The following is a 26,288-nucleotide window of genomic DNA, read 5'->3' on the forward strand; positions in this document are numbered from 1 at the left end:
GTGCACGGCGGGGCCGGGCAGACCGTCCTACAGGATGACCACGCCCGCGTTCCGCGGGCCGACTCGCTGTGAGGGAGCCGCCGCGATGCACACCGCCATCGACCAAGCCGTCCAGGTCCGTCTCCTCGCGACGTCGGTCGGTCACGCGGTCCCGGCGGTGCTCCGCTACCTGCGGACCGATCCGCTGGCGGTGCGGATGGCCTTCCCGCCGGAGATCTCGCTCGACGGCGCGGCGGTGGACTGGGCGTTCGCCCGGGACCTGCTCGCCGAGGGGCTGCACGGGGCGGCCGGCCGGGGCGATGTGCGGGTGCGGCCGTCGGGCCCGGAACGCACGGTGATGGAGTTCCACGCCGATGAGGGCATCGCCATGGTCCAGCTGCGGACCGAGGACGTCCGGCAGTTCCTGGCCCGCTCGTACGAGGCGGTGCCGGCCGGACGGGAGCACGAGTACCTGGGCGTGGAGCGGGGGCTGGCGGAGCTGTTCGGCACGGCGTGAGGGCGACGACGGCGCCGCGGCGAAGCGAACGCGCACGGACGGGAAGCGAACGGGCGGGACGCGCACAAACTGGAGACGACGAACGGGCCGGTGGTAACCGGCCCGTTCAGCTGTGTGTGTGGGGGGTACGGGGCGTACAGGGGCGTACGTAGCGGAGCTACCGCTTCGGGAAACCGAACCCGTAGCCCTGCTGCTTCATCCACGGCAGCAGTCGCTTCAGCGCCTGCACGGTGCGGGCGCGGTTGCCGCCGCCGTCGTGGAAGAGGACGGTGGGGCCGTTGCGGAGCTCGCCGCGGACGGTCGACTCGATGTGCGCGACGCTGCCGCCCTCGAAGTCCTTGCTGTCGACGTTCCAGCCCAGCGGGCGCATGCCGTGCTCGGCGGCCAGCTTGCGGCTGTAGGGGGTGAAGGCGCCGCCGGGGGCGCGGTAGTACTCGACCTTGGCGCCGCCCGCCGCGTCCTCGATCATTTTCTGGGCGTCGAGGACCTGCCGGGACTGGTAATCCTCGGAGCGGTGGTCCATGGCGGTGTTGTGGTCGATGGTGTGGTCGCAGAGCCGGTGTCCGCCGGCCACCACCTTCTTGACGAGGTCGGGGTGGGCGGCGGCCTGCGGGCCGATCATGCAGAAGGTCGCCTTGACGTCGTTCTCCTTGAGGGCCTCCAGCACCTTCGGGGTCCAGACGGGGTCCGGGCCGTCGTCAATGGTGATGTTCAGGCTGCGGCCGGGGCGGTCGGAGGCGTGCACGATGGACGGGTCGACCGGAGCGGTGCGCGGCGGCTGGGCCGGCTTCCGCGCGTGGTCGACCGGGTCGGCCTCGGCGCTGGGCTGGAGGAACGCGAACGCCCCCGCCACCGCCAATGACGCCACCGCCGCGGTGGTCACGCCGATGATCCCGCCCTCGATGCCGAAGCGCCGTCCCGTGCCGAAGCGCCGTGCCATGTCGAACCCGCCCCTCATGTGCTCTGCTGGTATTCCTGCCGGCGGCCTGGTGTGCCTCTTTACACGGACGCCGCCCGCACCCCCTCAGATGCACAGGACTCGGGGCGGGATGCTCCTGTTACGGATCCATCATGAAACTTATTGATACTGGACCCATGCCACGTGTACTGCTGATCGAGGACGACGCCGCCGTCCGCGACGGGGTGTCCCTCGCGCTGCGGCGGCGCGGCCATGACGTCGCGGCCGCGGCCAGCGGCGAGGAAGGGCTGGCGGCGCTGCCGTCCTTCCGCCCCGACATCGTGCTGCTGGATCTGATGCTGCCCGGCAAGGACGGCTTCGAGATCTGCCGGCTCATCCGCGCCGAGCGACAGCTGCCGATCATCATGCTCACCGCCCGCGGCGACGACCTCGACGTGGTCCTCGGGCTGGAGGCGGGTGCCGACGACTACATCGTCAAACCGGCCCGTGGCGAGGTGCTGGAGGCCCGGATCCGGGCGGTGCTGCGGCGCACCGCGCTGCCGCCCGACGGTGCCCCGGCCGGTGAGCCGGGGCCCGCGCCGGTCGAGACCTACGGCGCACTGGCCATCGACCGGGCCGGGCTGGTCGTCAGCAAGGGCGGCGAGGACCTGGCGCTGGCGCCGTCCGAGATGAAGCTGCTGCTGTTCCTGTCCGCCACCCCGGGCCAGGTCTTCAGCCGCCAGCAGCTGCTCGAGCACGTCTGGGAGCACAGCTACCACGGCGACGCCCGGCTCGTGGACGCCTGTGTGATGCGGCTGCGGACGAAGATAGAGGACACCCCGCGCAGCCCCCGGTACGTCCAGACCGTGCGCGGTTTCGGTTACCGCTTCGGACCGCTGTGAGCCGGCTCCGCCGCCTGCTGCCGGGCGTCTCCGCGGTGCGCGGACTGCGCGCCCGGCTCGTGGTGGCGTTCCTGCTGGTGGCCGCGGTCAGTGCGCTGACCACCGCCGGGCTGACCTACCGCGAGGCGCGCAACGCCATCCTCCAGCGGTCCCAGGACACCGCCGTCAACGACCTGCGGGCCCAGGTGAATTCCCTGGCGCCGGAGCTGGCGGTGCCGCCGTCCCGGTCCGACCTGGACTTCTTCCGGGTGAAGCTGGAACGCTCCGGCAAGTCCCGCGACTGGGACATCTCGGTGCACTACAACGGCGTCCCGGACGACGACGCGAGCGGGCTGCGGCGCGACATGGTGGTGCCGGCCGACTTCAAGTCGTCGGTGGAGAAGCGCCGGGTGCCGGCCTTCCAGCGCATCGACCGGGACGGTTCGCCCTGGCTGCTGATCGGGATGCCGGTGCGGCAGACCGACGGCCGGCCGTCCGCGCTGACGGTCTACGCACAGCTGCCGCTGCGTGCGGAGGAGGCCAACGTGGAGGCGCTGGTGACCGCCGCGCGCGGCGGGGCGCTGCCGGCCTTCGCGCTGGCGGTGATCCTGCCACTGGTCGCGGCGCGCGGGGTGCTGCGGCCCGTCCGGGGGCTGCGGCAGGCCGCCGGGCGGATCGCCGAGGGCAAGCTGGACACCCGGCTGGAGCTCAAGGGCGCCGACGAACTCGCCGATCTGTCGCGGACGTTCAACGAGATGGCGGCGAAGCTGGAGGAGAGCATGGCGGAGCTGCGCCGGATGGAGGCGAACTCCCGGCGGTTCGCGGCCGATGTCTCGCACGAGCTGCGGACGCCGCTGGCGGCGATGTCCGCGGTCACCGACGTGCTGGACGAGGACGCCGACTCCCTCGACCCGGACACCGCCTCGGCGGTCCGGCTGATCAGCCAGGAGACCGGGAAGCTGGCGCGGATGGTGGAGGACCTGATGGAGGTCTCGCGGTTCGACGCGGGCGCCGCGGCGCTCCACCTGGACGAGGTGGACGTCGCCGAGACGATCCGCAAGACGCTCCAGGCCCGTGCCTGGCAGCAGCGGGTGACCGCGGAGCTGCCGGACGACGTCCGGGCCCGGCTGGACCCGCGCCGACTGGACGTGGTGGTGGCCAACCTCGTCGGCAACGCCCTGCATCACGGCGGCGAGCCGGTCCGGGTGGTGCTGCGCGCGCCGGAGCCGGGCGACGCCACCCTGCTGATCGAGATCCGCGACAGCGGCCCGGGGATAGACCCCGAGGTGCTGCCCCATGTCTTCGACCGCTTCTACAAGGCGGACTCGGCCCGCGCCCGCTCCGAGGGCAGCGGGCTGGGGCTCGCCATCGCGCAGGAGAACGTCCGGCTGCACGGCGGCACCCTGCGCGCCGCCAACGCCCCGGAAGGCGGTGCGGTGTTCACCGTGGAGCTGCCGCTGCGGCACGAGGAGGCACCGGCCGACGGGACCGCGGACGAGACGGCGGGGAAGCCCTCGGCCACCGGGAAGGGAGGCGACGCCGTATGAGCGTCCGCCAGCAGACCACGCGCCGGCAGACCACGGGCCGGACGGCCGCGCGCCCTGCCGCCGCCGTCCGCCGTCCCGTCCGCCGGGCAGCCCTGGGCGCCCTGGCCGGCGCGCTCACCGCCACCCTGGCCGGCTGCGGCATCGAGACCACCGATGTGATCGACGCCGGGGAGCCGGCGTCCGGGGTACGGGCCCCGGGCAAACCGCCGGCCGATGTGCAGCTGTTCTTCTACGGGCCGGACGGGCTCCACCCGGCGACCCGCCCGGCGAAGGAACCGCTGGACCCGCAGGCCGCCATCAACCTGCTGATGCAGGGGCCCAACCACGCCGAGCGGATGCGGGGGCTCTCCAGCGTCGTGCCCAAGTTCCCCGCTCCGCTCACCGCCACGACCGGGCCCGGCCGGGTCGCGATCACCCTGCCGGTGAACGCCAAGCTGCTGGACCCGGCCTCGCTGAACCAGCTGGTGTGCACCGCCGCCAACGCCCGCGTCCCCGGGGACCGGCCGCCGGGCCAGGTCACGGTGACGCTGGTCGGCCACGGGGTCCAGGTCGGCCCCATGGTGTGCGGCGGCAGCAACGCCTTCCCGCTGGTCCAGGCGACCCCGACCAGCGCCGCCGACACCGCCGACGGAGGAGACTGACCCGGCCGCCCTGTCCGGCCCGCGCCCCGGGCCGGACAGGGCGCTGCGCTACGGTGAAGGGACGAGGACCGTCCGGCCCGCACCTCGGGAGAATCCCATGACCGAGCGCAAACCCCCCGGCGTCAGCTTCGAGAGCTGGGTCGACAAGCAGATCCGCGAGTCGGCCGAGCGCGGCGGCTTCGAGCAGCTGCCCGGCTTCGGCAAGCCCCTCCCCCACCTCGACCGGCCGTACGACGAGACGTGGTGGATCAAGGAGAAGATGAGCCGGGAGCAGATGTCCTTCCTCCCGCCCACCCTCGTCCTGCGCAAGGAGGCCGAGGACGCCCTGCAGGCCGCCGCCGACGCCCCGAGCGAGGCCGCGCTCCGCCGCATCCTGACCGAGATCAACGACCGGATCCGCACGGCACTGGCCGCCCCGCAGGAGGGTCCACCGCTGAACCTCGTCCCGTACAACATCGAGGAAGAGGCCCGCAAGTGGCGGGAGAGGCATCGCAGTTGAGGGTACGGCGCGCGGCGCGTCAGGGCCCCGTCGGCGCCAGCCGGACCCGTAGGAAGCGCGGTCGGTAAAGCTCCACGTCACCGTTGACCATGGGGTCGGCAGGGGTCCCGGGCGGGCCCAGCCAGTTGACGTCGTAGCTGAGCAGCAGGCCCGCGTCGGTGGTGAACTCCGGGTGGGCCTGGGGGTTGTAGGCCGCGACGTGGGCGGGGTCGGGGCCGGACGGGCGGGGTGGGGTGATCCGGCCGGACGGGCCGTGCCAGGGGCCCTGGGGTGCGCAGGCCCAGTAGGCGGTGATCGTGCGCAGTCCGGCGGTGCCGCCGGCCGCGGTGTCCATGGTGAGCAGCACCCAGGTCCCGCCGTCGCGGACGACGGTGAAGGCGCTGCCGACGCCGCGCCGGCTTCCGCCTCGGAGCACCGGCGCGGCCCGCCCGGCGTCCGGCCGCCAGTGGGCGCCGTCCCAGTACCGCCAGGCCGCCCGGTCGGCGAGCCGGCCGGCCGGGACCCGGGCCAGATAGCCGCTGCCGGCGGGGGACGAGGGCGGGTCGTCGCCGCCGAAGACATAGGTCCGGTCACCGTCGCGGACCAGTGCGGTGCCGTAGAGGACGCGCCGGGCCGGGTCGGGGACGGTGCTCTGGTCGGCGACGGGGGCGATCGACTCCAGCCGGAGGCCGGGCAGGGAGAGGGTGGCGACGTCGGTGCCGTGCGGGATGCCGAAGACCCACGGGCCGGTGCCGGGGAGGCGGTTCCACAGCAGCACCCGGACGACCCGGTCGGATGAGCCGGGGGCGCGGGGCTCCACTGCCGCCTGGACGGGCCAGCGCCAGCCGCCGCCGGACGGGTCGGGGAAGAACGGTCCGGGCGCGGCCGGGGTGCCGCCGGTGAGGGTGCGCTCCGGGGTGCCCGACGGGGACATCACCACGAGGGAGTTGTGCCGGAGGTAGGGGGTGCCGCCGGTGTCGGTGGTGCGCCAACTGCGGGGTGCGCCCTGGGGGTTGGGCGGCGGGTGGACCCGGTCGAGGAAGGTGTCGGAGAACAGCCAGAGCGTCCGGCCGTCGGGGAGGCGCACCGAGTGGGTGCCGTCGCCGCCGGTCCAGTCGTCGGTGCGGGTGTTGTCGTCGCCGTAGCGGGCGAACGCCTCGGTGGTGGCGGGGTCCGTGGTCCAGGAGGCGAGGGTGCGGCCCGTGCAGGAGGCGCGGTCGGCGCCCGGATGCGGTGCCGGCACCAGTACGGCTGCGAGGGCGGCCAGGAGCAGGAGGACGAGCGGGGCGGCGGCGAGCGTGGTGCGGGTGATCGGCGGGTGGTGCATTCCGCTCCTCGGTGGGGTGCGGGGCCACCGTAGCGCGCGGGCCGGGCCCTTCCGTGACGGTTCGCGCGGTACATGGCAATCGGCGCTCCGTTCAACGAGGGCAAGGTCACAGCGTTGCCCCCTGCTCCGGCTAACGCTCGTTCGCCTAGCCTGCTGCCATGACCGCCGAGTCCCCCGAACTCCCCCTGGCTGCCGCCTTCCCGGCGGCCGAACGCGAGCAGTGGCAGCGCCTCGTCGAGGGCGTGCTGCGCAAATCGGGCGCTTCCGACGCCGTCGGTGCCGCCGCCGAGGATGCGCTCGCCACCGATCTCCAGGACGGCATCAGTGTCCGTCCGCTCTATACCGCCGAGGACGCGCCGTCCGCGGCGGGTCTGCCCGGCTTCCCGCCGTTCACAAGGGGGAGCCGGCCGGAGGGCACCGCCGCGTCCGGGTGGGACGTACGTCAGCGGCAGACCGGCACCGATCCCCGGCGGGTCAACGAGGAGCTGCTGGCCGACTTGGAGAACGGGGTCACCTCGGTGTGGCTGACCGTGGGCGCCGGCGGGGTGCCGGTGTCCGGTCTGGCACAGGCGCTGCGGGGCGTCTATCTGGATCTGGCGCCGGTGGTGCTGGACGCGGGTGGGGAATTCCCGTCGGCGGTCGAGGAGTTGCTGCGGCTGTACCGCGAGTCCGGGGTGGCGCTGACGGAGACGGCGGCCGTGCTGGGCGCGGATCCGCTGGGCCTGCTGGCGCGTACCGGGGACGACGGAGGGCTGGCCGAGGGGCTGGCGGCCGCGGTCCGGCTGGCCGGCTGGGCCGCGGAGAGCGCGCCGCGGATCCGCGCGATGACAGTCGACGCGCTGCCGTATCACGAGGCGGGCGGTTCGGCCGCCGAGGAGTTGGGGGCCTCGCTGGCCACCGGTGTGGGGTATCTGCGGGAGCTGACCGCGGACGGGCGGGGCCTGGGCATCGACGCGGCCTGCCGGCAGCTGGAGTTCCGCTACGCCGCCACGGCCGACCAGTTCCTGACGCTGGCCAAGCTGCGGGCGGCACGGCTGCTGTGGGCGCGGGTCGCGGAGGTGTGCGGGGCGTCGCCGGCCGCGGCCGCGCAGCGCCAGCACGCGGTGACCTCGACGGTGATGATGTCGCGTCGGGATCCGTGGGTGAACATGCTGCGTACGACCGTTGCCGCGCTGTCCGCGGGGCTGGGCGGCGCGGACGCGGTGACGGTGCTGCCGTTCGACGCGGCGCTGGGGCTGCCGGACGCGTTCGCCCGGCGGATCGCCCGGAACACCCAGTCGGTGCTGCTGGAGGAGTCGCATCTGGCGCAGGTGATCGACCCGGCGGGCGGCTCCTGGTACGTGGAGCGGCTGACGGCCGAACTGGCCCGGGCGGGCTGGGCGTTCTTCCAGGAGATCGAGGGTGCGGGCGGGCAGGCCGCCGCGCTGCGGTCGGGGATGATCGGCGAGCGGCTGGCGCGGACCTGGCGGCGGCGCGGCGAGGATCTGGCGCACCGCCGGGAGCCGATCACCGGTGTCAGCGAGTTCCCGAACCTCGCAGAGGCCCCGCTGGAGCGCGAGCCGGCCCCCGTGCCGGCCGGCGGTGGGCTGCCGCGGGTGCGCCGGGACGACGCCTTCGAGGCGCTGCGGGCGCGTTCGGACGCGCACCTGGCGGCGCACGGGGCACGGCCGAAGGCGTTCCTGGCGGCGCTGGGCCCGGTCGCGGCGCACACCGCGCGGGTGACGTTCGCCGCCAATCTCTTCCAGGCGGGCGGGATCGAGACGGTGGCGGAGCAGGTGACGGCGGCGTCGGTGGCCGCGGCGTTCGCGGCGAGCGGCGCCCGGATCGCGTGTGTGTGCGCCAGCGACGCGGTGTACGCGGAGCAGGCGGCGGAGGTGGCCGCGGCGCTGAAGGCGGCGGGTGCGGTGCGGGTGCACCTGGCGGGCAGGCCGGGTGAGCGCCGGGAGGAGTTCGCGGCGGCCGGGGTGGACACGTTCGTGTTCGCGGGCTGCGATGCGGCCGGGGTGCTGTCCTCGGCCCTGGATGTCACGGAGGTGGCGGCATGAAGGAGACGGCACAACAGGCTGGCGCCTTGGGCGAACCGCCGCTCGGCACCCCTGGACGGTCCGGCGCCATCCCGGACTTCAGCACGGTGGAGCTGGGCGAGGTGCCCGGTCCTGCGGCGCCCGGCGACCCGGAGCGCTGGGCGGACGCGGTCCAGCAGGCCACCGGCAAGAGCGTCGCGGATCTGACGTGGGAGACGCCGGAGGGCATCGACGTCAAGCCGCTGTACACCGCGGCCGACCTCGACGGCCTGGATTTCCTGGGCACCTACCCGGGCATCGCGCCGTATCTGCGCGGCCCGTACCCGACGATGTACGTCAACCAGCCCTGGACGGTCCGGCAGTACGCGGGCTTCTCCACCGCCGAGGAGTCCAACGCCTTCTACCGGCGCAACCTCGCCGCCGGCCAGAAGGGCCTGTCGGTCGCCTTCGACCTGCCCACCCACCGCGGCTACGACAGCGACCACCCGCGGGTGACCGGTGACGTCGGCATGGCGGGCGTGGCCATCGACTCGCTCTACGACATGCGGCAGCTCTTCGAGGGCATCCCGCTGGACAGGATGACGGTGTCGATGACGATGAACGGCGCGGTGCTGCCCGTTCTCGCCCTCTACATCGTGGCAGCCGAGGAGCAGGGCGTACCGCCCGAGAAGCTGGCGGGGACCATTCAGAACGACATCCTCAAGGAGTTCATGGTCCGCAACACCTACATCTATCCGCCGCAGCCCTCGATGCGGATCATCTCCGACATCTTCGCGTACACCTCGCAGAAGATGCCGCGCTACAACTCCATCTCGATCTCCGGCTACCACATCCAGGAGGCGGGCGCGACCGCCGACCTGGAGCTGGCGTACACCCTCGCCGACGGGGTGGAGTACCTCCGCGCGGGCATGGCGGCCGGGATGGACGTGGATTCCTTCGCGCCGCGGCTGTCGTTCTTCTGGGCGATCGGCATGAACTTCTTCATGGAGATCGCCAAGTTGCGGGCGGCCCGGCTGCTGTGGGCGAAGCTGGTCTCGCAGTTCGAGCCGAAGAACCCCAAGTCCCTGTCGCTGCGTACCCATTCGCAGACCTCCGGCTGGTCGCTGACGGCCCAGGACGTGTTCAACAACGTCACCCGGACGTGTGTGGAGGCGATGGCCGCGACCCAGGGCCACACCCAGTCCCTGCACACCAACGCGCTGGACGAGGCGCTGGCGCTGCCCACCGACTTCTCGGCCCGGATCGCCCGCAACACCCAGCTGTTCCTCCAGCAGGAGTCGGGCACCTGCCGGGTGATCGACCCCTGGGGCGGCAGCGCCTACGTCGAGCGGCTCACCCACGATCTGGCGCGCCGGGCCTGGGCGCACATCGAGGAGGTGGAGGCCGCCGGCGGCATGGCCAAGGCCATCGACGCCGGTATCCCCAAGCTCCGCGTCGAGGAGGCCGCGGCCCGTACGCAGGCGCGGATCGACTCCGGCCGGCAGGCGCTGATCGGCGTGAACAAGTACCGGGTGGAGACCGACGAGGAGATCGAGGTCCTCAAGGTCGACAACTCCGCGGTACGGGCCCAGCAGATCGAGAAGCTCAAGCGGCTGCGCGCGGAACGCGACGAGGACGCCTGCCGGCGGGCGCTGCGGGCGCTGACGGACGCGGCGAAGTCCGCGCCGGGCCCGGGACTTGAGGGCAACCTGCTGGCGCTGGCGGTGGACGCGGCACGTGCGATGGCGACCGTCGGGGAGATCTCGGACGCCCTGGAGGAGGTCTACGGACGCCACTCGGGGCAGATCCGTACCATCTCGGGTGTGTACCGAGACGAAGCGGGCCCCTCGTCGGGGGTCGAGCGCACCCGGGAGCTGGTGGCCGCGTTCGAGCGTGCCGAGGGCCGCCGGCCGCGCATCCTGGTGGCCAAGATGGGGCAGGACGGCCACGACCGGGGGCAGAAGGTGATCGCCACGGCCTTCGCCGACCTGGGCTTCGACGTGGACGTCGGCCCGCTGTTCCAGACCCCGGCCGAGGTGGCGCGGCAGGCGGTGGAGGCCGATGTGCACATCGTCGGCGTCTCCTCGCTGGCGGCCGGTCACCTCACCCTCGTACCGGCGCTGCGGGAGGCACTGGCGGCGGAGGACCGGGAGGACATCACCATCGTGGTCGGCGGGGTGATCCCGCCGCAGGACGTCCAGCCGCTGCGGGACATGGGCGCCGCCGCGGTGTTCCTGCCCGGCACGGTCATCCCGGACGCGGCCCACGACCTGGTGCGGGACCTGGCCTCGGTCCTCGGCCACGAGCTGTAGGGCGGAGGGGCATGCCTGCGAGGATCGATGTCGACCGGTACGCCGAGGGGGTGCGGGCCGGCTCCCGGGCCTGGATCGCCCGCGCGGTCACCCTGGTCGAGTCCACCCGCGCCGATCACCGGGCGGCGGCCCAGCAGCTGCTGGTGCGGCTGCTGCCGTACTCCGGTGCGGCCCGGCGGGTGGGCATCAGCGGCGTGCCGGGCGTCGGCAAGTCGACCTTCATCAACGCCCTCGGCTCGCTGCTGACGGGTATGGGGCACCGGGTGGCGGTGCTGGCCGTCGACCCGTCCTCCAGCCGGACCGGCGGCTCCATCCTGGGCGACAAGACCCGGATGGAGCGGCTGGCGACGGACCCGGCGGCGTTCGTCCGCCCCTCCCCCACGTCCGGCACGCTGGGCGGGGTGGCCCGGGCGACCCGGGAGTCGATCGTGGTGATGGAGGCCGCGGGCTACGACGTGGTGCTGGTGGAGACGGTCGGCGTCGGCCAGTCGGAGACCACCGTCGCGGGCATGGTCGACACCTTCCTGCTGCTGACGCTGGCCCGCACCGGCGACCAGCTCCAGGGCATCAAGAAGGGCGTCCTGGAGCTGGCGGACCTGGTGTCGGTCAACAAGGCGGACGGGCCGCACGAGCGGGACGCCCGCGCGGCGGCCCGCGAACTGGCGGGCGCGCTACGCCTGTTGCAGCCTGCGGACGCGGCGTGGACGCCCCCCGTCCTCACCTGCAGCGCCCGCGAGGGCACCGGGCTGAAGACGGTGTGGGAGCGGGTGGAGCAGCACCGCACGCTGCTGGAGTCCACCGGCGCGCTCGCCGAGCGGCGCCGCGCGCAGCAGGTCGACTGGACGTGGTCGATGGTCCGGGACCGGCTGATCGACCGCCTCCAGGAGCATCCGGACGTCCGCCGGCTGGGGCCGGAGGTCGAACGGGCGGTCCGCGCGGGCGAGATCACCGCGACGCTGGCGGCGGAGCGGCTGCTGTCGGCGTTCGGCCTGGGCGAGGACTTCGCCGAGTGCCTGACCGGGGGCGCCGACAAGCACTCCTGACGCAGGATCAAACCCGTTACGGGCAACGTCAACTGGGCGCCCATGACGCGGACTTCGCGCGGCGCCGCCCGCGCACCGCCGCTCAGCCGCGCGAGACCACCGTGGCCCACACGGTCTTGCCGGAGTGGTCCGGCTGCGTCCAACCCCAGGAGTCGCTCAGCTGGTTGACGAGGTGGAGTCCGCGCCCGGACTCGGCCAGATCCTCCTGCGGCCGCAGCACGGGCGCCCGGTTCCCGCCGTCGGAGACCGCGCACAGCACCCCGCGCTCCTGCCGGGTCAGCGCCAGCCAGGCATGGCAGAAGCGTTCCTTGGTAAGGAAGTTGAAGCCCATGTCGAGGGGGTCGGCGGCGCCGTGCCGGAGGGCGTTGCTGACCAGTTCCGAGACGACCAGGACGGCGTTGTCGGCGAGATGGGGGCACATCCGCCAGGCTTCGAGGGTGGCCCGGGTGAAGCGGCGGGCCTCGGCCACGGTGCACTCCGCGCCGCTGAGCGCACAGGCCGCGAAGCCGTCCGGCCCCGGCATGCACCACGCATCCCGGCCGGTGGCGGCCGCTGGCTCCCCTCCTTCCCGGAGGGCGTCGCGCTCGGACTGTGCCGGGTGTGTGGTCATCACGATCTCCGCGGAGGGGCATACGGGTTGGGCGCGTCCGGGACGGTCTGGGCGGGGCCGCCCCGGAGGGCTAATATCCTCGTCGGCCGTCCATCGCTGCAAGTGCATCTGCAATTACACCGACAAGGACGGCAGCCCAGGGACCGGATCACGCCAACCGTGATCACGGCCCCGGACCGGTCCCGAGCACCCCCCACCAAGGGAGCAGCTGTGATGGAGTCGATGACCAACGGAATGCCGGCCACCGCAATCGGCAACGCGGACTGGCGCAAGAGCCGCCGCAGCAACCCCAATGGCAACTGCGTTGAGCTGGCGCTTCTTCCGGGCGACGGGGTCGCGGTACGCAACTCGCGGCACACCGCGGGCCCGGCGCTGGTCTATCCGCGCGCCGAGATGGTCGCGTTCCTCCAGGGCGCGAAGGACGGCGAGTTCGATGATCTGTTCGTCCGCGACTGACCGGAAGGCCGCCATCGGAGGCAATAACTGAGGCATATGTCGGCCGGATAGTCGGCGTAGGTGTACGCCCCCGCGGGGCAATGGGACACTGGGCATCGGCCCGACCACTCAGGGGAGTCAGCATGAGCGCCGCGCAGCCGAGCAGCGACCCGTCCCTGCGCCGCTATCTGGACCATCCACGCGGTGGGCCGACCATCCTGCGCATCGTGCTGGGCACTCAGCTGCGCCGGCTGCGGGAGGCCGCCGGCATCACCCGCGAATCCGCCGGGGACGCCATCCGCGCCTCGCACGCCAAGATCAGCCGCCTGGAACTGGGCCGGGTGAGCTGCAAGGAGCGCGATATCACCGACCTGCTGACGCTCTACGGCGTCACCGACAGCGCCGCCCGCGCCACCTACCTCGCGCTCGCCCGCCGGACCGGCAGCCCCGGCTGGTGGCACCAGTACAACGACGTGCTGCCCAGCTGGTTCGAGACCCACCTCGGCCTGGAGTCGGCCGCCTCGGTCATCCGCACCTATGAAGTCCAGTTCATTCCGGGGCTGTTGCAGACCGCGGACTACGCGCGGGCGGTGGCCCGGCTGGGCAACCCGCGGGCCACTCCGGAGGAGACCGAACAGCGGGTCGCGCTGCGGATGGAGCGCCAGCGGCTGCTGACGCTCACCGACCCGCCCCGGCTGTGGGCCATCGTCGACGAGGCATGCCTGCGCCGCCCGCTGGGCGGGCCGGAGGTGATGGCCGGTCAGGTCAAGCACCTGCTGGAGATGGCGCGGATGCCCAACATCACCCTCCAGGTGGCGCCGTTCGCCCTCGGCGGCCTCGCCGCGGCCGGCGGCCCGGTCACCATCCTCCGCTTCCTGGAGCCCGATCTCCCCGACATCGTCTATCTGGAGCAGCTGACCAGCGCGCTCTATCTGGACAAGCGCACCGACGTCGACCACTACCTGGCGGTGATGGACCGGCTCAGCGCCCAGGCCGAGTCGCCCCGGAACTCGGTCGCGATGCTGGAGGGACTGCTGGGACAGTCCCGCTGAACCGGCCGCGGTACGGGCACGGCACGGGTCACGTCAGGGCTTGCGCGCCACACCCCCGTATGCGATCCACTCCTGCGTCAGCTGCCTGGGCCCGGCGTCGGACGGGTCGCCGCCAGGTGGAGACCTCCACCAGTCCGGGCTCCTGAATCTCCAACCCGTCCAGGAATGCCCTCAGTTCGTGCTGCTGCCGCCCCCGGCCCCAGTGCCCCTGCGTGCTCACCCGCATGAACTCGGTGACGAAGTCCCGCGTCGCGGCGTCCTCGCTCACCAGCTGACACACCATCCTGGGCCGGCAGCCCGGAGCCGTGGTCGACGGGCGGGCCGCGCTCGGCCGGGCGGTTCTCATCGGCCTCTCACGGTCCGCTCATGGGCCCGTCACAAGGGGTGCCTACGGTCGGTGCCGGGCCGCGATCCGGCGGCCGGAGGAGAGGGCACCGTGTACCACCTGACCGGCGTGACGAAGCACTACCGACGCGGTGGCGAGCTGGTGCGGGCCCTGGACGGCGTCGGGTTCTCGGTCGCGGACGGCACCGTGCTCGCCGTCCAGGGGTCGCCCGGCGCGGGCCGTTCGACGCTGCTGCGGATCCTCGGCGGGCTGGAGCGGCCGACCGGCGGCAGCGTGCTGCTCGACGGTACGGATCTGGCCACCGTCACCGCGTGCCGGCTGAGCCGGATCCGGGCCGAGTCGATCGGGCTGCTCGGGCCGGACGACGGCGAGCGGCCCGAGCTGGCCGCGGGGCTGACCGTGCGGCAGAGCGTGGCCGCCGCGCTGGCCCCACTGCGGCTGCGGCCCGCGGACCGCTGGGAGCTGGCCGGGGACGCGCTGGCGGAGGTCGGGCTGACCGATCAGGGGGAGCTGCTGCCGGCGGAGCTGGATCCGTACGCGCGGCGGCGGGCCGCGCTCGCCCGGGCACTGGTCAAGCGGCCCACGGTGCTGCTCGCGGACCGGCCGACCGAGGGTCTGCCGCCGTCGGCCCGGGCCGACTTCACCGAGCTGCTGGTGCGCGTGTGGGGCGCGCACCGGCTCACCTGCGTCGTCGCCACGGACGACGAGGCGCTGGCCGGGCGGGCGGCGCGGCGGCTGGTGCTCGCCGGGGGCCGGATGGTCGCCGCGGGCCGGGTGGCCGGTTCCGGTCGGGGCGGGACGGACGCGTGGTGTCCACGTGGCGCGGGGCGGTAGAAGAGGGGCATGACCACAGAGCAGAGCGAGTCCAGGGAGCAGGCGCCGGTCGGTGCGCCCGCCGGCGGCCCGGTGGCGCCGCCGGGCGTCGAGGAGATGGTGCGCGCCAACGAGGCCAACTGGGACGCCCGCACCCCGGTCCATGTGGCCAGTGCGTTCTACGGCCTGGACGGGTCGCGGCGGCCCGACGACTGGTTCGCGCCGTTCGAATGGGCCGACCTGGGGGAGCTGGCCGGGCGCGATGTGCTGCATCTGCAGTGCCATCTGGGCACCGAGACGGCGGCTTTCGCCGACCGGGGCGCGCGGGCGGTGGGGCTGGACTTCTCCGCCGAGGCGGTGGCGCAGGCGCGGCGGCTGGCGGCGGAGACCGGCCGGGAGATGGAGTTCGTGCGCTCGGACGTCTACCGGGCCGTGGCGGCGCTCGGCGACCGCCGGTTCGATGTGATCTACACCGGCAAGGGCGCGGTCTGCTATCTGCCGGACCTCGCCGCCTGGGCGGAGACCGTCGCCACGCTGCTGCGCCCGGGCGGAACGTGCTATCTGGTGGAGTTCCATCCGCTGCTGAACGCGCTGGGCGCGACGCCGCCCGCCGACCCGGACACCCCGCCGCTGCTGCTCCGCCACGACTATCTGGCGGGCCGGGGCGCCCTGCGCAGCGACACTCCCACCACCTACACCGACGGCCCGCCGCTCCAGGGCGCCACGACGAGCTACGAGTGGCGGCACGGCGTCGGCGAGGTCGTCAACGCGCTGATCGGGGCCGGGTTGAGCCTGCGGGGCATCCGGGAGACCGAGGCGCTGCCGTGGCCGCGCTTCCCGTCGATGGTGCCGGACGCCGACGGCTGGTGGCGGCTGCCCGACTCGGAGCCGATCATTCCGCTGCTGTACGCGGTGCGGGCGGTCAAGCCTGCGCAGCCATAGCCGACGCAGCGGGGCGCGGTGCGCGCCGGTGTCAGCCGCTGCGGCGGTAGACCGAGCGCAGGAGCTGGTCCTTGGCCGGGCCGGTGACCCGCCACTCCAGGTGCCAGCGGTCCGCGGCGACGGCGGTGAAGGTGCCCTCGTAGCGGTCCGCGGCACAGGGGTGGACGGCGGTCCAGCGGCCGGTCCGCAGGTCGAGGTCGTGGAAGGGGCGGCCGTCGGCGAAGGTGACCTCGGCGGTGCCGTCCGGACACGGCCGCAGCCGCAGGGTGCGGGTCGCCGGATGCACCACGCCGTCCCACGTCAGCTCGCCCTCCTCGGTGTGGCACAGCGTCCCGTCGGGGCCGTCCGGCCGGAAGTCCGCGGTGCCCCGGAAGCTGCCCACGCGGCCGGCCCGCAGGTCGTGGACGGCGCGCTCGATGCGCCAGCGGCCGGCGAGATACGCGGCGGCGTCGGGGACCAGGTGCATGCCCCCATTGTCGGGCAGCGCCCGGGGCTCACCCCATCGGCCCCACGGTCCGCCCCGCCCGCGCGCACCGGCGCCGCGCACCGTGCGGTACCCCGGCACCCGACTTACGCTCGGTATCGAGATCACCACCGAGAGAGACCGCCCAGAGACGCACCGAACCGCCAAGAGACGACACCGAAAGGCCCACCCATGCCGGAGCTGTTCATCGGCGGTCAGTGGACCGCAGCGGCCGACGGGCAGGTGCGGGAGATCCGCTGCCCGGCGGACGGCACGCTGGTCGCGACGGTCGACGAGGGCGGCCCCAAGGACGCGGCGACGGCCGTCACCGCCGCCCGGCTGGCCTTCGACGACGGGTCGTGGCCGCGTACCCCGGCCGCCGAGCGCGGCCGGGTGGTGCTCCGCGTCGCCGAGCTGCTGGAGCGGGACCGGGACGCGCTGGCCCGGGCCGAGTCGCTGGACACCGGCAAGCGGCTGGTGGAGAGCGGCTACGACATGGACGACATCGCGAACTGCTTCCGCTACTTCGGCAACCTCGGGGCGGCCGGCGGCACCGACCGGGTGGTGGACGCCGGCGCGCCCGAGACCGACAGCACGGTGCGGCACGAGCCGGTCGGCGTCTGCGCGCTGATCACGCCGTGGAACTACCCACTGCTGCAGACCGCCTGGAAGGTCGCGCCGGCCCTGGTCGCCGGGAACACCTTCGTACTGAAGCCGAGCGAGCTGACCCCGCACACCGCCATCCACCTGATGCGGCTGCTGGTGGAGGCCGGGGTGCCGGACGGGGCGGCCAACCTCGTCCTGGGCGCCGGCCCGTCGGTGGGGGCGCCGCTGACGGAGGATCCGCGGGTGGACATGGTGTCGTTCACCGGCGGGCTGGTCACCGGCCGCCGCATCATGGCCGCGGCGGCCCCCACGGTGAAGAAGATCGCCCTCGAACTGGGCGGCAAGAACCCCAACATCGTCTTCGCGGACGCCGACTTCGACACCGCCGTCGACTACGCCCTGACCGCGGTCTTCCTGCACTCCGGGCAGGTCTGCTCGGCGGGCGCCCGGCTGCTCGTCCAGGAAGAGCTGCACGACCGCTTCGTGGCGGAGGTGGTGACCCGCGCCCAACGCATCCCGCTCGGCGGCCCGTTCGACGAGCGGGCCCGCACCGGCCCGCTGATCTCCGCGGCGCACCGGGAGAAGGTCGCGGCGTACGTGGCCGCGGGGCTGGCGGAGGGCGCGGTGCTGCGCTGCGGCGGCGCACCGCCCGACGACCCGAAGCTGGCGGACGGCTTCTACTACCTGCCGACGGTGCTCGACGAGTGCACCCCGGACATGTCGGTGGTGCGCGACGAGTCGTTCGGGCCGGTGCTGACCGTGGAGCGGTTCCGCGACGAGGACGAGGCGGTGTCGCTGGCCAACGACACGGTGTACGGGCTGGCGGGGGCGGTGTGGACCGGCGACGGCGAGCGGGCGCACCGGGTGGCGGGCCGGCTGCGGGCCGGCACGGTGTGGATCAACGACTTCCATCCGTATGTGCCGCAGGCCGAGTGGGGCGGGATGAAGCAGTCCGGGATCGGCCGGGAGCTGGGACCGGCCGGGCTGGCGGAGTACCAGGAGGCCAAGCACATCTGGCGGAACACGGCGCCGCGTCCGCAGAGGTGGTTCGAGTGACGCCTTCCGGTTCCGGTCCCTCCGGCCCCGCCGCGGGCGGTCCCGCCGACGACGGCGAGCACGAGGACGGGGCGCTGGCCGAGCTCGGCTACAAGCCCGAACTCAAGCGCACCCTCGGCAACTTCCACACCTTCGCCGCCGGCATCAGCTACATCTCCATCCTCACCGGCACCTTCCAGCTGTTCTACTTCGGGGTGAGCCACGGCGGTCCGGCCTACTGGTGGTCCTGGCCGATGGTCTTCGGCGGCCAGCTGATGGTCGCGCTGTGCTTCTGCGAGCTGGCCTGCCGCTATCCGGTGGCCGGGTCGATCTACAACTGGGCGAAGCAGCTGGGCGGTCCGCACGTGGGCTGGCTCGGGGGCTGGATGATGCTCACCGCGTCCATGGTCTCGCTGGCCGCGGTGGCGCTGGCCTACCAGGTGACGCTGCCGCAGATCTCGTCGTTCTTCCAGGTCATCGGAACCGGCACCGGCCAGACCGACGCGGCCGCCAACGCCGTCCTGCTGGGCAGCGTCCTGATCACCTTCACCACCCTGGTCAACGCCTTCGGCGTGAAGCTGATGGCGCGGATCAACTCGGCCGGCGTGGCCATCGAGCTGATCGCCGCGATCGTGCTGATCCTGCTGCTGGCCGCGCACACCAGCCGCGGCCCGGCCACCGCGCTCACCGACACCTTCGGCAAGGGGCAGGGCGAGAGCCTGGGCTACCTCGGCGCGTTCCTGACCGCCTCGCTCGCCTCCGCGTACGTCATGTACGGCTTCGACACCGCCTCCTCGCTGGGCGAGGAGTCCAAGGACCCGGCCCGCAACGCGCCCCGGGCGATCCTGCGGGCGCTGATCGCCTCGTTCCTCATCGGCGGGCTGATCCTGCTGTTCGCGCTGCTCGCCGTCCCCGATCTGCACGACAAACGGCTCTCGCTGGACGGTCTGCAGTACGTCGTCCTGGCCACCCTCGGGTCGACGGTCGGGCAGATCGTCCTGTGGTGCGTGGTCATCGCGATCACCGTCTGCGAACTGGCGGTGCACACCGCCGCCATCCGGCTGGCGTTCGCGATGGCCCGGGACAACAACCTCCCGGCGTCCTCGAAGCTGGCCCGGGTCAGCCCGCGGTTCCAGACGCCGGTGGTGCCCGCGGTGGTGATCGGGCTGGTCGGCATCGCGGTCCTGCTGATCAACGTCAACCAGCCGCAGATCTTCTCGGTGATCACCAGCATCGCGATCATCATGATCTACCTGGCGTATCTGATGGTGACGCTGCCGATGCTGGTGCAGCGGCTGCGCGGCAGGTGGACGACGCGGCAGGGCGCCTTCTCGCTGGGGCGGTTCGGTCTGCCGGTGAACGTCCTGGCGGTGCTGTGGGGGCTGGCGATGTCCGTCAACCTCGCCTGGCCGCGCGCCGCGGTCTACAACGCCACCGGCCCGCAGCACTGGTATCTGCGCTGGGGCGCCTTCCTCTTCATCGGCGTGGTGGGGCTCGGCGGCTTCGCCTACTACTGGTTCGTCCAGCGGCACCGCACCGGCGTACTGGCCTCGCACGCCGCACAGGAGGCGGACTCCGGCGACGCCACCACCCCCGCGCCCTGACCCCGACCGTCCCAAGCGGTCCCGACCCACCCCGTCCCGTTCCGACTTGGAGACAGCGCCATGTCCGACGCAACGCACGTGGAGCAGACCGATTCGTTCGACTACGTCGTGGTCGGCGGCGGTACGGCCGGCGCGGTGGTGGCCGCCCGGCTCAGCGAGGACCCGTCCGTCGCGGTCTGCCTGCTGGAGGCCGGCCCCTCGGACGTCGGGGACGAGAACATTCTGCGGCTGGACCGCTGGATGGGGCTGCTGGCGTCCGGCTACGACTGGGACTATCCGGTCGAGCCGCAGGAGAACGGCAACAGCTTCCTGCGGCACGCCCGCGCCAAGGTCCTGGGCGGCTGCTCCTCGCACAACTCCTGTATCGCCTTCTGGGCGCCCGCCGAGGACCTCGACGAGTGGGCGGCGCTGGGCTGCACGGGCTGGAGCGCGGCCGAGTGCTTCCCGCTCTTCCAGCGGCTGGAGAGCAACGACGCACCGGGCGAGCACCACGGCCGCTCCGGGCCGGTCACCCTGCGCGGCGTCCCGCCCAAGGACCCGTGCGGGGCGGCGCTGCTCCGGGCGTGCGCCGCGGTGGACATCCCCACCACCCCGTTCAACACCGGCACCACCGTGGTCCGCGGGGCGAACTGGTTCCAGATCAACTGCCGCCCGGACGGCACCCGTTCCTCCGCCTCGGTCTCCTATCTGCACCCCGTCATGGGCCGCCGGCGGAACCTCGACGTCCGCACCGGGGTACAGGCCAGACAGCTGAACTTCGACGGCGACCGGCGGTGCACCGGCGTGGACTACCTCTCCCCCGACCTGATCCACACCCGCACCGTCACCGCCCGCCGCGAGGTGATCGTCTCCTGCGGCGCCATCGACTCCCCCAAGCTGCTGATGCTCTCCGGCATCGGCCCGGCCGACCATCTGCGCGCCCTGGGCATCGCGCCGCTGGTGGACGCGCCGGGCGTCGGCGCCAACCTCCAGGACCACCCGGAGGGCGTCATCATGTGGGACGCCAGGCAGCCGATGGTGGACACCTCCACACAGTGGTGGGAGATCGGCATCTTCTACGACACCGAACCGGCCCTGGACCGGCCGGACCTGATGTTCCACTACGGCCAGGTGCCGTTCGACATGAACACCTACCGCCGCGGCTACCCGACGTCCGAGAACGCCTTCTGCCTCACCCCGAACGTCACCCGCGCCCGCTCGCACGGCACGGTCCGGCTGCGCACCCGCGACTTCCGCGACAAGCCCAGGGTGGACCCGCGCTACTTCACCCACGAGCACGACATCAGGGTGATGACCCACGGGCTCCGGCTGGCCCGCGACATCATCGCCCAGGCCCCGATGGCCGAGTGGGCGGGCGCGGAGCTGGCCCCAGGACCGGACGTACGCACCGACGCCGACCTGCTGGACTACATCCGCACCACCCACAACACCGTCTACCACCCGGCGTGCACCGTCGCGATGGGCGCTGCCGACGACCCGGCCACACCGCTTGACCCGCAGCTGCGGGTCAAGGGCACGTGCGGGCTGCGGGTGGCGGACGGCTCGGCGATGCCGTTCCTGACCGCGGTCAACCCGTGCATCACCACGATGATGATCGGCGAGAAGTGCGCGGACCTGATCCGGGGTGAGTGATCCTCGAATCAGGGGTGAGTAATCCCTCGGATCCGGGGTGGGTGATCTCGGGGAGCGCCGGGGCCGCTCGGTTCTCCCCCGAGGACGGGCGGTCAGTCGGCGGCAGGGGTCTCCGCCGGACGGACGTGGGCCGTCCACTTCTCCTCGATGCGGCCGAGCTTCCACACCACGAGCGCCACGATCCAGGTGAGGAAGAACATCCCGACGATGGCGAAGCCGATGACGTTCAGGTCCAGGCCGCCGACCCAGTCCCAGAAGGCGCCGTGCAGGCCGAGCTTGTCGGCGAGCAGGCCGAGCAGTTCCACCGTCCCGATGATCAGGGCCACGGCGACCGAGAGGCCGGTGATGGTGAGGTTGTAGTAGACCTTGCGGACCGGCTTCGAGAACGCCCACCCATAGGCGAAGTTCATGAACGAGCCGTCGATGGTGTCCAGCAGGCTCATCCCGGCGGCGAACAGGACCGGCAGGCAGAGGATGGCGTACCACGGCAGCCCGGAGGCGGCGCCGGAGCCGGCCAGCACCAGCAGCGCGATCTCGGTGGCGGTGTCGAAGCCGAGGCCGAAGAGCAGGCCGAGCGGGTACATCTGCCAGGGCTTGGTGATCGACTTCATGACGCGGCCGAGCAGGCGGTTCATCAGGCCGCGGTTGTTCAGCTGCTCCTCCAGCGCGGCCTCGTCGAAGTCGCCGGCCCGCATCCGCCGGAAGACCCCCCAGATCCCGACCAGGATCACGATGTTGATCGCGGCGATGACGTAGAGGAAGACGCCGGAGACGGTGGTGCCGATCATGCCGGTCACCGCGTGCAGTTGGGAGTTGTCGTCCTTGACCGGGCCGGCGAGCGCCTTGACGCCGAGCGAGAGCAGGAACGCCAGCCCGAAGACGATGCTGGAGTGCCCCAGCGAGAACCAGAAACCGACCGAGAGCGGCCGCTGCCCCTCGTGCATCAGCTTCCGGGTGGTGTTGTCGATGGCGGCGATGTGGTCGGCGTCGAAGGCATGCCGCATGCCGAGGGTGTACGCGGTCACCCCGATCCCGATACCGAAGCTCTTGGTGCCGAGGTTGTAGTGCTCCGGGGCCACGATCGCCACCAGGGTGAACCAGCCGATCACATGCAGCGCGAGAATGAACCCGGCCATACCGGCCATCCGCCCCCACTCGGCGCGGGTCATCGACCGCGCGATCCGCTGCCGGCGCGACGGCGGCGCCTGACCGGCCAGGGTCGGAGAGGGGGGCGTAGGCATGCGTGACACTGCTTTCTTCCGTTCCGCCCCGGCCTCTACCGGGACGCCCCTCAAGCATTCTCGCTCATTGCTTTTACTTGCAACCAATGTGCAGTAAAGCTCGCACCTGGTCTCCGGCGCTGGTCGTCACTCCACCCCACCTGGCGGCCACCGCGGCCCCCGCGGTCACCCGCGCGCCGGCCGCTCCGCCCCCACTGGCCGCGCCATGGCCCGCTCCAACAGCCGCTGCAGCTCCCCCTGTTCCTCCTGGCTCAGCCCGGCGAGCGGGGAGCCCTCACCGAGGAGCACGAGCAGCCGCTCCCGCAGCTCGACGCCCTGCGGGGTGAGGACGAGCTGCTTGGCGCGGCGATCGCCGGGATGCGGCCGACGCTCGATCAGCTGCTGCTTTTCGAGCTTGTCGACGACGAAGGTCGCATTGGAGGGCTCGCAGCTCATCCGCTCGGCGAGCTCCCGCATCGTCATCGGTGCGCTCAGTTCGCGCAGGGCGGTGGCCTGGGGTGCGGTGAGGCCCAGGGTGACCGCGCGCCGGCGGATGTGCTCGGAGATCCGCGCGGCCAGCCCGTTCACCAGCCCGCACACCTGGCGTTCCGCACGAGCCTGCGCCTCCGGGTCGGTCGTCATGAACCCATCGTAGCAAGTGCAGCTAGCCTAAATATTCCGAGCTTGAATAGTTCAAGCTTGATGCTTATGGTTGCGGACGCACGCCCCACCCACCCCGCCTTTCGGAAGAAGAGCAACATGAGCACCGCCGCGCCCGGCATCGACGCACGCCTGACCCGCCCCGCCACCCTCCGCTCGCTCCAACTCGGCGACCTCACCGTGTCGTACGTCCCTGACGGCGGCGTACCGCTGTCCCCGCGCGGGTGGCTGCCCGCCACCACCGACGAGACCTGGGCCGCGCATCCCGCATACCTGGACGCCACGGGGAATCTGGCGGCGGGCGTCGGCGGACTCCTGGTGGAGCGGGGCGAGCGAGCGTTGCTGATCGACACCGGCATCGGCCCGCGGTCGCTGCCGGCCGCCCCCGGCGAACCACGCGGCATCGTGCGCGGCGGCGCCCTGCTGGACAGCCTCGCCGCCCTCGGCCGCGCACCGGCCGACATCGAGGCGGTGGCGTTCACCCATCTCCACGTCGACCATCTCGGCTGGGCCTGGCAGCCCGCCCCCGGCAGCGACCGCCCGGCCTTCGCACACGCCCCCTACCTGGTCGCCGAACCGGAATGGACCCACCGCGACCTCCTCGAAGCACACGGCACCGGCCCGGAGGTGCTGACCGCCCTGGCCCCGTACGTCCGGACCATCGCGGACCGCGAAGAGGTCTTCCCCGGCGTGCGGGTGCGCTTCCTGCCCGGCCACACTCCCGGGCACGCCGTCTACGACATCACCTCGGGCGGGCGGCACCTGATCGCCTTCGGCGACGCCCTGCACTCGCCGATCCAGATCGGCCACCCGGAGTGGTCCGCCGCCCCCGACCACGACCCCGCCGAGGCCGCCGACATCCGCCGCCGGCTGGTCGCCGAACTCCAGGAGCCGCACACCATCGGCTTCGGCATCCACTTCGCCAACGTGGCGTTCGGGGAGGTCCGCCCGGGCCCGGACGGACCGGCCTGGCACCCCCTCGACGACCTCGACGCCTGACCCGCCCCGTAGTCACCACAGTCGCCAACAGCCGCCACAGCCACCGCGGTCACTACCGGGTCACGACGTATAGTCCGCGTTGATCCGGACGTACTCGGCGGACAGATCGCAGCCGAACACGGTCGCCTCGCCATCCCCCAGGCCAAGCGTGATGGCGATCTCGACCTCATCGCGGCGCATGGTCTCGGCGAGCGCGTCGAGCACGTCCGCGGTCGGCTCGGCCGGATAGACCTCGATGTCACCGAAAGCCACCGTGACATCGGCCGGGACGATGTCGTCGTCCTCGGTGTTCTTGCCGATGGCCATCAGGACCCGCCCCCAGTTGGGATCGGCGCCGTGCACGGCCGCCTTGACCAGGGGGGAGTTGACGACGCTCTTGGCGATCCGCCTGGCCTGCGCCGCGTCGCGCGCCCGGGAGACGGTGACCCGCAGAAGTCTGGTGGCCCCCTCGCCGTCACTCGCGAGCTGCCGGGTGAGGTCCAGACACAGGTCGGCGAGGGCCGCGGCGAACTCCGCCGGATCGACCGGGCCGGCGGCACCGTTGGCCAGCACCGCCACGGTGTCGGAGGTGGAGGTGTCGGTGTCGACGCTCAGGCAGTTGAACGTCCGGTCCACGGCCGCCCGCAGCGCGCCGTCCAGGTCCGCCGCCCCGATCCCGGCGTCGGTGACGACATAGGCCAGCATCGTGGCCATGTTGGGCTCCAGCATGCCAACGCCCTTGGCGACACCGACGATCCGGGCGCCGCCGACCGTGCGGACCGCGGTCTTCGGACGGGTGTCGGTGGTCATCATGGCCCGCGCCACGTCCAGCGGCGCCGCGGCGAACGCGCCGGCGCCGCGTCGCGCGGCCCGCTCGAAGTGCTCCCGGATGGCATCCATGGGCAACGGCCGCCCGATCACGCCCGTGGACCCGATGAGCACCTCGTCGTCCGGGACCCCCAGCAGCCCGGCGACCCTCCCCACCACCTCGGCGGCGTTCTCCGCACCCTGCCGGCCCGTGGCGACATTGGCGTTCTGCGCCAGGGTGACGACGGCACGCAGCCGCCGCCCGGCAGCGTGCGTCCGGCTGAGAACCACCGCGGGCCCGGCGAAGAGACTCCGGGTGAACATCGCGGCACTCACGGCCGGCACCTCCGAGGCCACGATCGAGATGTCATCACCCCGCTCCCGCAACCCACCATGCCCCGTATACGCCCGAAACCCCTTGGGCCACACGAGCCCCGCACCGACACCACCGACACCAGCACCAACACCAACACCGGCCGGATCATTATTCGTCATGACGCATACTTTTACATACCACGAGCCGAGCCGTCGACCGTTTTCCCGTTCTCACCCACTCCCTCCCGGCAGCCAACTCGGCAGGAAGGGACGGCTGGTCACGAACTCGCGGAAGGCCAGGGCGGCCGCGGACAGATAGCCGTCCTCGCGCCACACCAGGCTCAGCACGCGATGGCAGTCGGGGGCGTCGATACGCAGCCAGGCACCCAGCGGACTCCGACCGGCCCCGCGCGACATGGCCGGCACGAGGCCGACACCCAGACCGGCACCGATCAAGTCCCCACTGGCGCCCGGCTCGTCGCCCTCACAGGAGAGGACCGGGGTGAGCCCCTCCGCCGCGAAGAGCCGATCCAGCAGGGCGCGCGGCCACGCCCCCGTGCGTGTGGTGACGAACGGCTCATCGGCCAACTCGGCAATCGTCACGCTCTCCCGGCCGACGAGCCGGTGCCCGAGCGGTACGGCCAGCAGCACCTCCTCGCGCGCCAGCTCGACGACGTTCAGGTTGGCTCCGGTCAGCGCCTGCGAGGCGATGCAGAAGTCGACCTCGCGGGCGCGCAGTTGGCGCTCCATCTCCTCCGCGGTCGACTGGAAGAGCCGGACTTCGGCCCGGGGATGGGCGGTACGGAAGCCGGCCAGCAGGCCGGTGAGCGTCAACAGCGTCTCGGCGGCGACCGAGACCCGGCCAAGGACCTGGCTGCGGGCGTCCCGCACAGCGCGCCGCCCGTCGTCGAGTTCGCTCAGCGCCCGCTCGACATGGCGCAGGAACGTCGCACCGTACTGGTTGAGCCGGATCCGCCGCCCCTGCCGGTCGAAGAGCGGTGCGCCCAGCTCCGCTTCGAGCCGGGCGATGGCGCGGCTGAGCGACGGCTGGGCGACCCGCAACTCCTCGGCGGCCCGGCTGACATGCTCATAACGGGCCACGACCTGGAAATACCGCAACTGCAACAGATCCATCGCCCACCCC

25 protein-coding genes are annotated in these 26,288 nt (G+C 72.7%); 16 read left to right on the forward strand and 9 right to left on the reverse strand.

Annotated features, from left to right (window positions below; genetic code table 11):
- The first annotated feature begins 85 nt into the window (after positions 1–85).
- Positions 86–496 carry an SsgA family sporulation/cell division regulator gene (locus tag ACRAS8_RS05585; RefSeq protein WP_438484656.1) on the forward strand — a complete coding sequence of 137 codons (411 nt, stop codon included), beginning with the start codon at positions 86–88 and terminating at the stop codon, positions 494–496.
- A gap of 157 nt (positions 497–653) precedes the next feature.
- Here the strand turns inward: ACRAS8_RS05585 and ACRAS8_RS05590 are convergent, their stop codons facing one another.
- Positions 654–1,436, reverse strand: coding sequence for a polysaccharide deacetylase family protein (locus ACRAS8_RS05590; protein ID WP_438484657.1), 783 nt, complete (start codon positions 1,434–1,436; stop codon positions 654–656).
- 155 nt (positions 1,437–1,591) lie between these two features.
- Between ACRAS8_RS05590 and ACRAS8_RS05595 the strand changes: the two genes are divergently transcribed.
- The 4 genes from ACRAS8_RS05595 (at position 1,592) to ACRAS8_RS05610 (ending at position 4,962) form a co-directional block, all read left to right on the forward strand.
- The gene (locus ACRAS8_RS05595; protein ID WP_438484658.1) at positions 1,592–2,296 is read left to right on the forward strand and encodes a response regulator; all 705 of its coding nucleotides are present in this window, start codon (positions 1,592–1,594) and stop codon (positions 2,294–2,296) included.
- Positions 2,293–3,822: an ATP-binding protein gene (locus tag ACRAS8_RS05600; RefSeq protein ID WP_438484659.1), complete on the forward strand. Its 1,530-nt coding sequence runs from the start codon at positions 2,293–2,295 to the stop codon at positions 3,820–3,822. Before ACRAS8_RS05595 ends, ACRAS8_RS05600 begins: the two co-directional genes overlap by 4 nt.
- Entirely contained in the window at positions 3,819–4,463 is a 645-nt protein-coding gene (locus ACRAS8_RS05605) for a hypothetical protein (RefSeq protein ID WP_438484660.1), read from the forward strand. Before ACRAS8_RS05600 ends, ACRAS8_RS05605 begins: the two co-directional genes overlap by 4 nt.
- A 97-nt stretch (positions 4,464–4,560) precedes the next feature.
- Positions 4,561–4,962 (forward strand): DUF1992 domain-containing protein, encoded by a 402-nt coding sequence (locus ACRAS8_RS05610; protein WP_438484661.1) that lies wholly within the window; start codon positions 4,561–4,563, stop codon positions 4,960–4,962.
- Positions 4,963–4,981: 19 nt separating this feature from the next.
- On the opposite strand, the gene ACRAS8_RS05615 is transcribed toward ACRAS8_RS05610, so the two are convergent.
- Positions 4,982–6,268, reverse strand: a complete 1,287-nt coding sequence (locus ACRAS8_RS05615) for a DUF4185 domain-containing protein (RefSeq protein WP_438484662.1) — start codon at positions 6,266–6,268, stop codon at positions 4,982–4,984.
- 158 nt (positions 6,269–6,426) lie between these two features.
- On the opposite strand from ACRAS8_RS05615, the gene ACRAS8_RS05620 reads away from it, so the two are divergent.
- Genes ACRAS8_RS05620 through meaB form a run of 3 tightly spaced genes read left to right on the forward strand, consistent with a single transcriptional unit; the run spans position 6,427 to position 11,626 of the window.
- Positions 6,427–8,313, forward strand: a complete 1,887-nt coding sequence (locus tag ACRAS8_RS05620; protein WP_438484663.1) for a methylmalonyl-CoA mutase family protein — start codon at positions 6,427–6,429, stop codon at positions 8,311–8,313.
- Entirely contained in the window at positions 8,310–10,583 is a 2,274-nt protein-coding gene (gene scpA / locus ACRAS8_RS05625) for a methylmalonyl-CoA mutase (protein ID WP_438484664.1), read from the forward strand. Before ACRAS8_RS05620 ends, scpA begins: the two co-directional genes overlap by 4 nt.
- Positions 10,584–10,594: 11 nt before the next feature.
- A complete protein-coding gene (meaB, locus tag ACRAS8_RS05630; RefSeq protein WP_438484665.1) occupies positions 10,595–11,626 on the forward strand; it encodes a methylmalonyl Co-A mutase-associated GTPase MeaB in 1,032 nt (343 codons plus the stop codon).
- Positions 11,627–11,708: 82 nt separating this feature from the next.
- Here meaB and ACRAS8_RS05635 read toward each other — a convergent pair whose 3' ends face one another.
- Positions 11,709–12,236 (reverse strand): ATP-binding protein, encoded by a 528-nt coding sequence (locus ACRAS8_RS05635; protein WP_438484666.1) that lies wholly within the window; start codon positions 12,234–12,236, stop codon positions 11,709–11,711.
- A gap of 213 nt (positions 12,237–12,449) precedes the next feature.
- On the opposite strand from ACRAS8_RS05635, the gene ACRAS8_RS05640 reads away from it, so the two are divergent.
- Positions 12,450–12,692 (forward strand): DUF397 domain-containing protein, encoded by a 243-nt coding sequence (locus ACRAS8_RS05640; RefSeq protein WP_438484667.1) that lies wholly within the window; start codon positions 12,450–12,452, stop codon positions 12,690–12,692.
- Between the two features lie 122 nt (positions 12,693–12,814).
- On the forward strand, positions 12,815–13,723 hold the full coding sequence (locus tag ACRAS8_RS05645) for a helix-turn-helix domain-containing protein (protein WP_438484668.1): 909 nt from the start codon (positions 12,815–12,817) through the stop codon (positions 13,721–13,723).
- Between the two features lie 28 nt (positions 13,724–13,751).
- On the opposite strand, the gene ACRAS8_RS05650 is transcribed toward ACRAS8_RS05645, so the two are convergent.
- On the reverse strand, positions 13,752–13,991 hold the full coding sequence (locus ACRAS8_RS05650) for an SAM-dependent methyltransferase (protein ID WP_438484669.1): 240 nt from the start codon (positions 13,989–13,991) through the stop codon (positions 13,752–13,754).
- A 168-nt stretch (positions 13,992–14,159) separates the two neighbouring features.
- On the opposite strand from ACRAS8_RS05650, the gene ACRAS8_RS05655 reads away from it, so the two are divergent.
- Both ACRAS8_RS05655 and ACRAS8_RS05660 read left to right on the forward strand, forming a co-directional pair.
- Positions 14,160–14,903 (forward strand): ATP-binding cassette domain-containing protein, encoded by a 744-nt coding sequence (locus ACRAS8_RS05655; RefSeq protein WP_438484670.1) that lies wholly within the window; start codon positions 14,160–14,162, stop codon positions 14,901–14,903.
- 9 nt (positions 14,904–14,912) lie between these two features.
- Positions 14,913–15,824 carry a class I SAM-dependent methyltransferase gene (locus tag ACRAS8_RS05660; protein ID WP_438484671.1) on the forward strand — a complete coding sequence of 304 codons (912 nt, stop codon included), beginning with the start codon at positions 14,913–14,915 and terminating at the stop codon, positions 15,822–15,824.
- Positions 15,825–15,855: 31 nt separating this feature from the next.
- Here the strand turns inward: ACRAS8_RS05660 and ACRAS8_RS05665 are convergent, their stop codons facing one another.
- Positions 15,856–16,290 (reverse strand): DUF6314 family protein, encoded by a 435-nt coding sequence (locus tag ACRAS8_RS05665; protein WP_438484672.1) that lies wholly within the window; start codon positions 16,288–16,290, stop codon positions 15,856–15,858.
- A gap of 189 nt (positions 16,291–16,479) precedes the next feature.
- Here ACRAS8_RS05665 and ACRAS8_RS05670 point away from each other — a divergent pair, with 189 nt between their 5' ends.
- Genes ACRAS8_RS05670 through ACRAS8_RS05680 form a run of 3 tightly spaced genes read left to right on the forward strand, consistent with a single transcriptional unit; the run spans position 16,480 to position 21,164 of the window.
- Positions 16,480–17,949 (forward strand): aldehyde dehydrogenase family protein, encoded by a 1,470-nt coding sequence (locus tag ACRAS8_RS05670; protein ID WP_438484673.1) that lies wholly within the window; start codon positions 16,480–16,482, stop codon positions 17,947–17,949.
- A complete protein-coding gene (locus ACRAS8_RS05675) occupies positions 17,946–19,532 on the forward strand; it encodes an APC family permease (protein ID WP_438484674.1) in 1,587 nt (528 codons plus the stop codon). Before ACRAS8_RS05670 ends, ACRAS8_RS05675 begins: the two co-directional genes overlap by 4 nt.
- Before the next feature lie 60 nt (positions 19,533–19,592).
- A complete protein-coding gene (locus tag ACRAS8_RS05680) occupies positions 19,593–21,164 on the forward strand; it encodes a GMC family oxidoreductase (RefSeq protein ID WP_438484675.1) in 1,572 nt (523 codons plus the stop codon).
- 92 nt (positions 21,165–21,256) lie between these two features.
- On the opposite strand, the gene ACRAS8_RS05685 is transcribed toward ACRAS8_RS05680, so the two are convergent.
- Complete coding sequence (locus ACRAS8_RS05685) at positions 21,257–22,405, reverse strand: HoxN/HupN/NixA family nickel/cobalt transporter (RefSeq protein WP_438484676.1); 1,149 nt, start codon at positions 22,403–22,405, stop codon at positions 21,257–21,259.
- A 165-nt stretch (positions 22,406–22,570) separates the two neighbouring features.
- On the reverse strand, positions 22,571–23,026 hold the full coding sequence (locus ACRAS8_RS05690; protein ID WP_438484677.1) for a MarR family winged helix-turn-helix transcriptional regulator: 456 nt from the start codon (positions 23,024–23,026) through the stop codon (positions 22,571–22,573).
- 117 nt (positions 23,027–23,143) lie between these two features.
- Here ACRAS8_RS05690 and ACRAS8_RS05695 point away from each other — a divergent pair, with 117 nt between their 5' ends.
- On the forward strand, positions 23,144–24,043 hold the full coding sequence (locus tag ACRAS8_RS05695) for an MBL fold metallo-hydrolase (protein ID WP_438484678.1): 900 nt from the start codon (positions 23,144–23,146) through the stop codon (positions 24,041–24,043).
- A gap of 60 nt (positions 24,044–24,103) precedes the next feature.
- Here ACRAS8_RS05695 and argJ read toward each other — a convergent pair whose 3' ends face one another.
- Both argJ and ACRAS8_RS05705 read right to left on the reverse strand, forming a co-directional pair.
- On the reverse strand, positions 24,104–25,324 hold the full coding sequence (gene argJ / locus ACRAS8_RS05700; protein ID WP_438484679.1) for a bifunctional glutamate N-acetyltransferase/amino-acid acetyltransferase ArgJ: 1,221 nt from the start codon (positions 25,322–25,324) through the stop codon (positions 24,104–24,106).
- A gap of 51 nt (positions 25,325–25,375) precedes the next feature.
- A complete protein-coding gene (locus ACRAS8_RS05705; protein ID WP_438484680.1) occupies positions 25,376–26,278 on the reverse strand; it encodes a LysR family transcriptional regulator in 903 nt (300 codons plus the stop codon).
- Positions 26,279–26,288 lie beyond the last annotated feature (10 nt).

The organism is Streptomyces sp. S186 (assembly GCF_051603415.1).
Classification (GTDB): domain Bacteria; phylum Actinomycetota; class Actinomycetes; order Streptomycetales; family Streptomycetaceae; genus Streptomyces.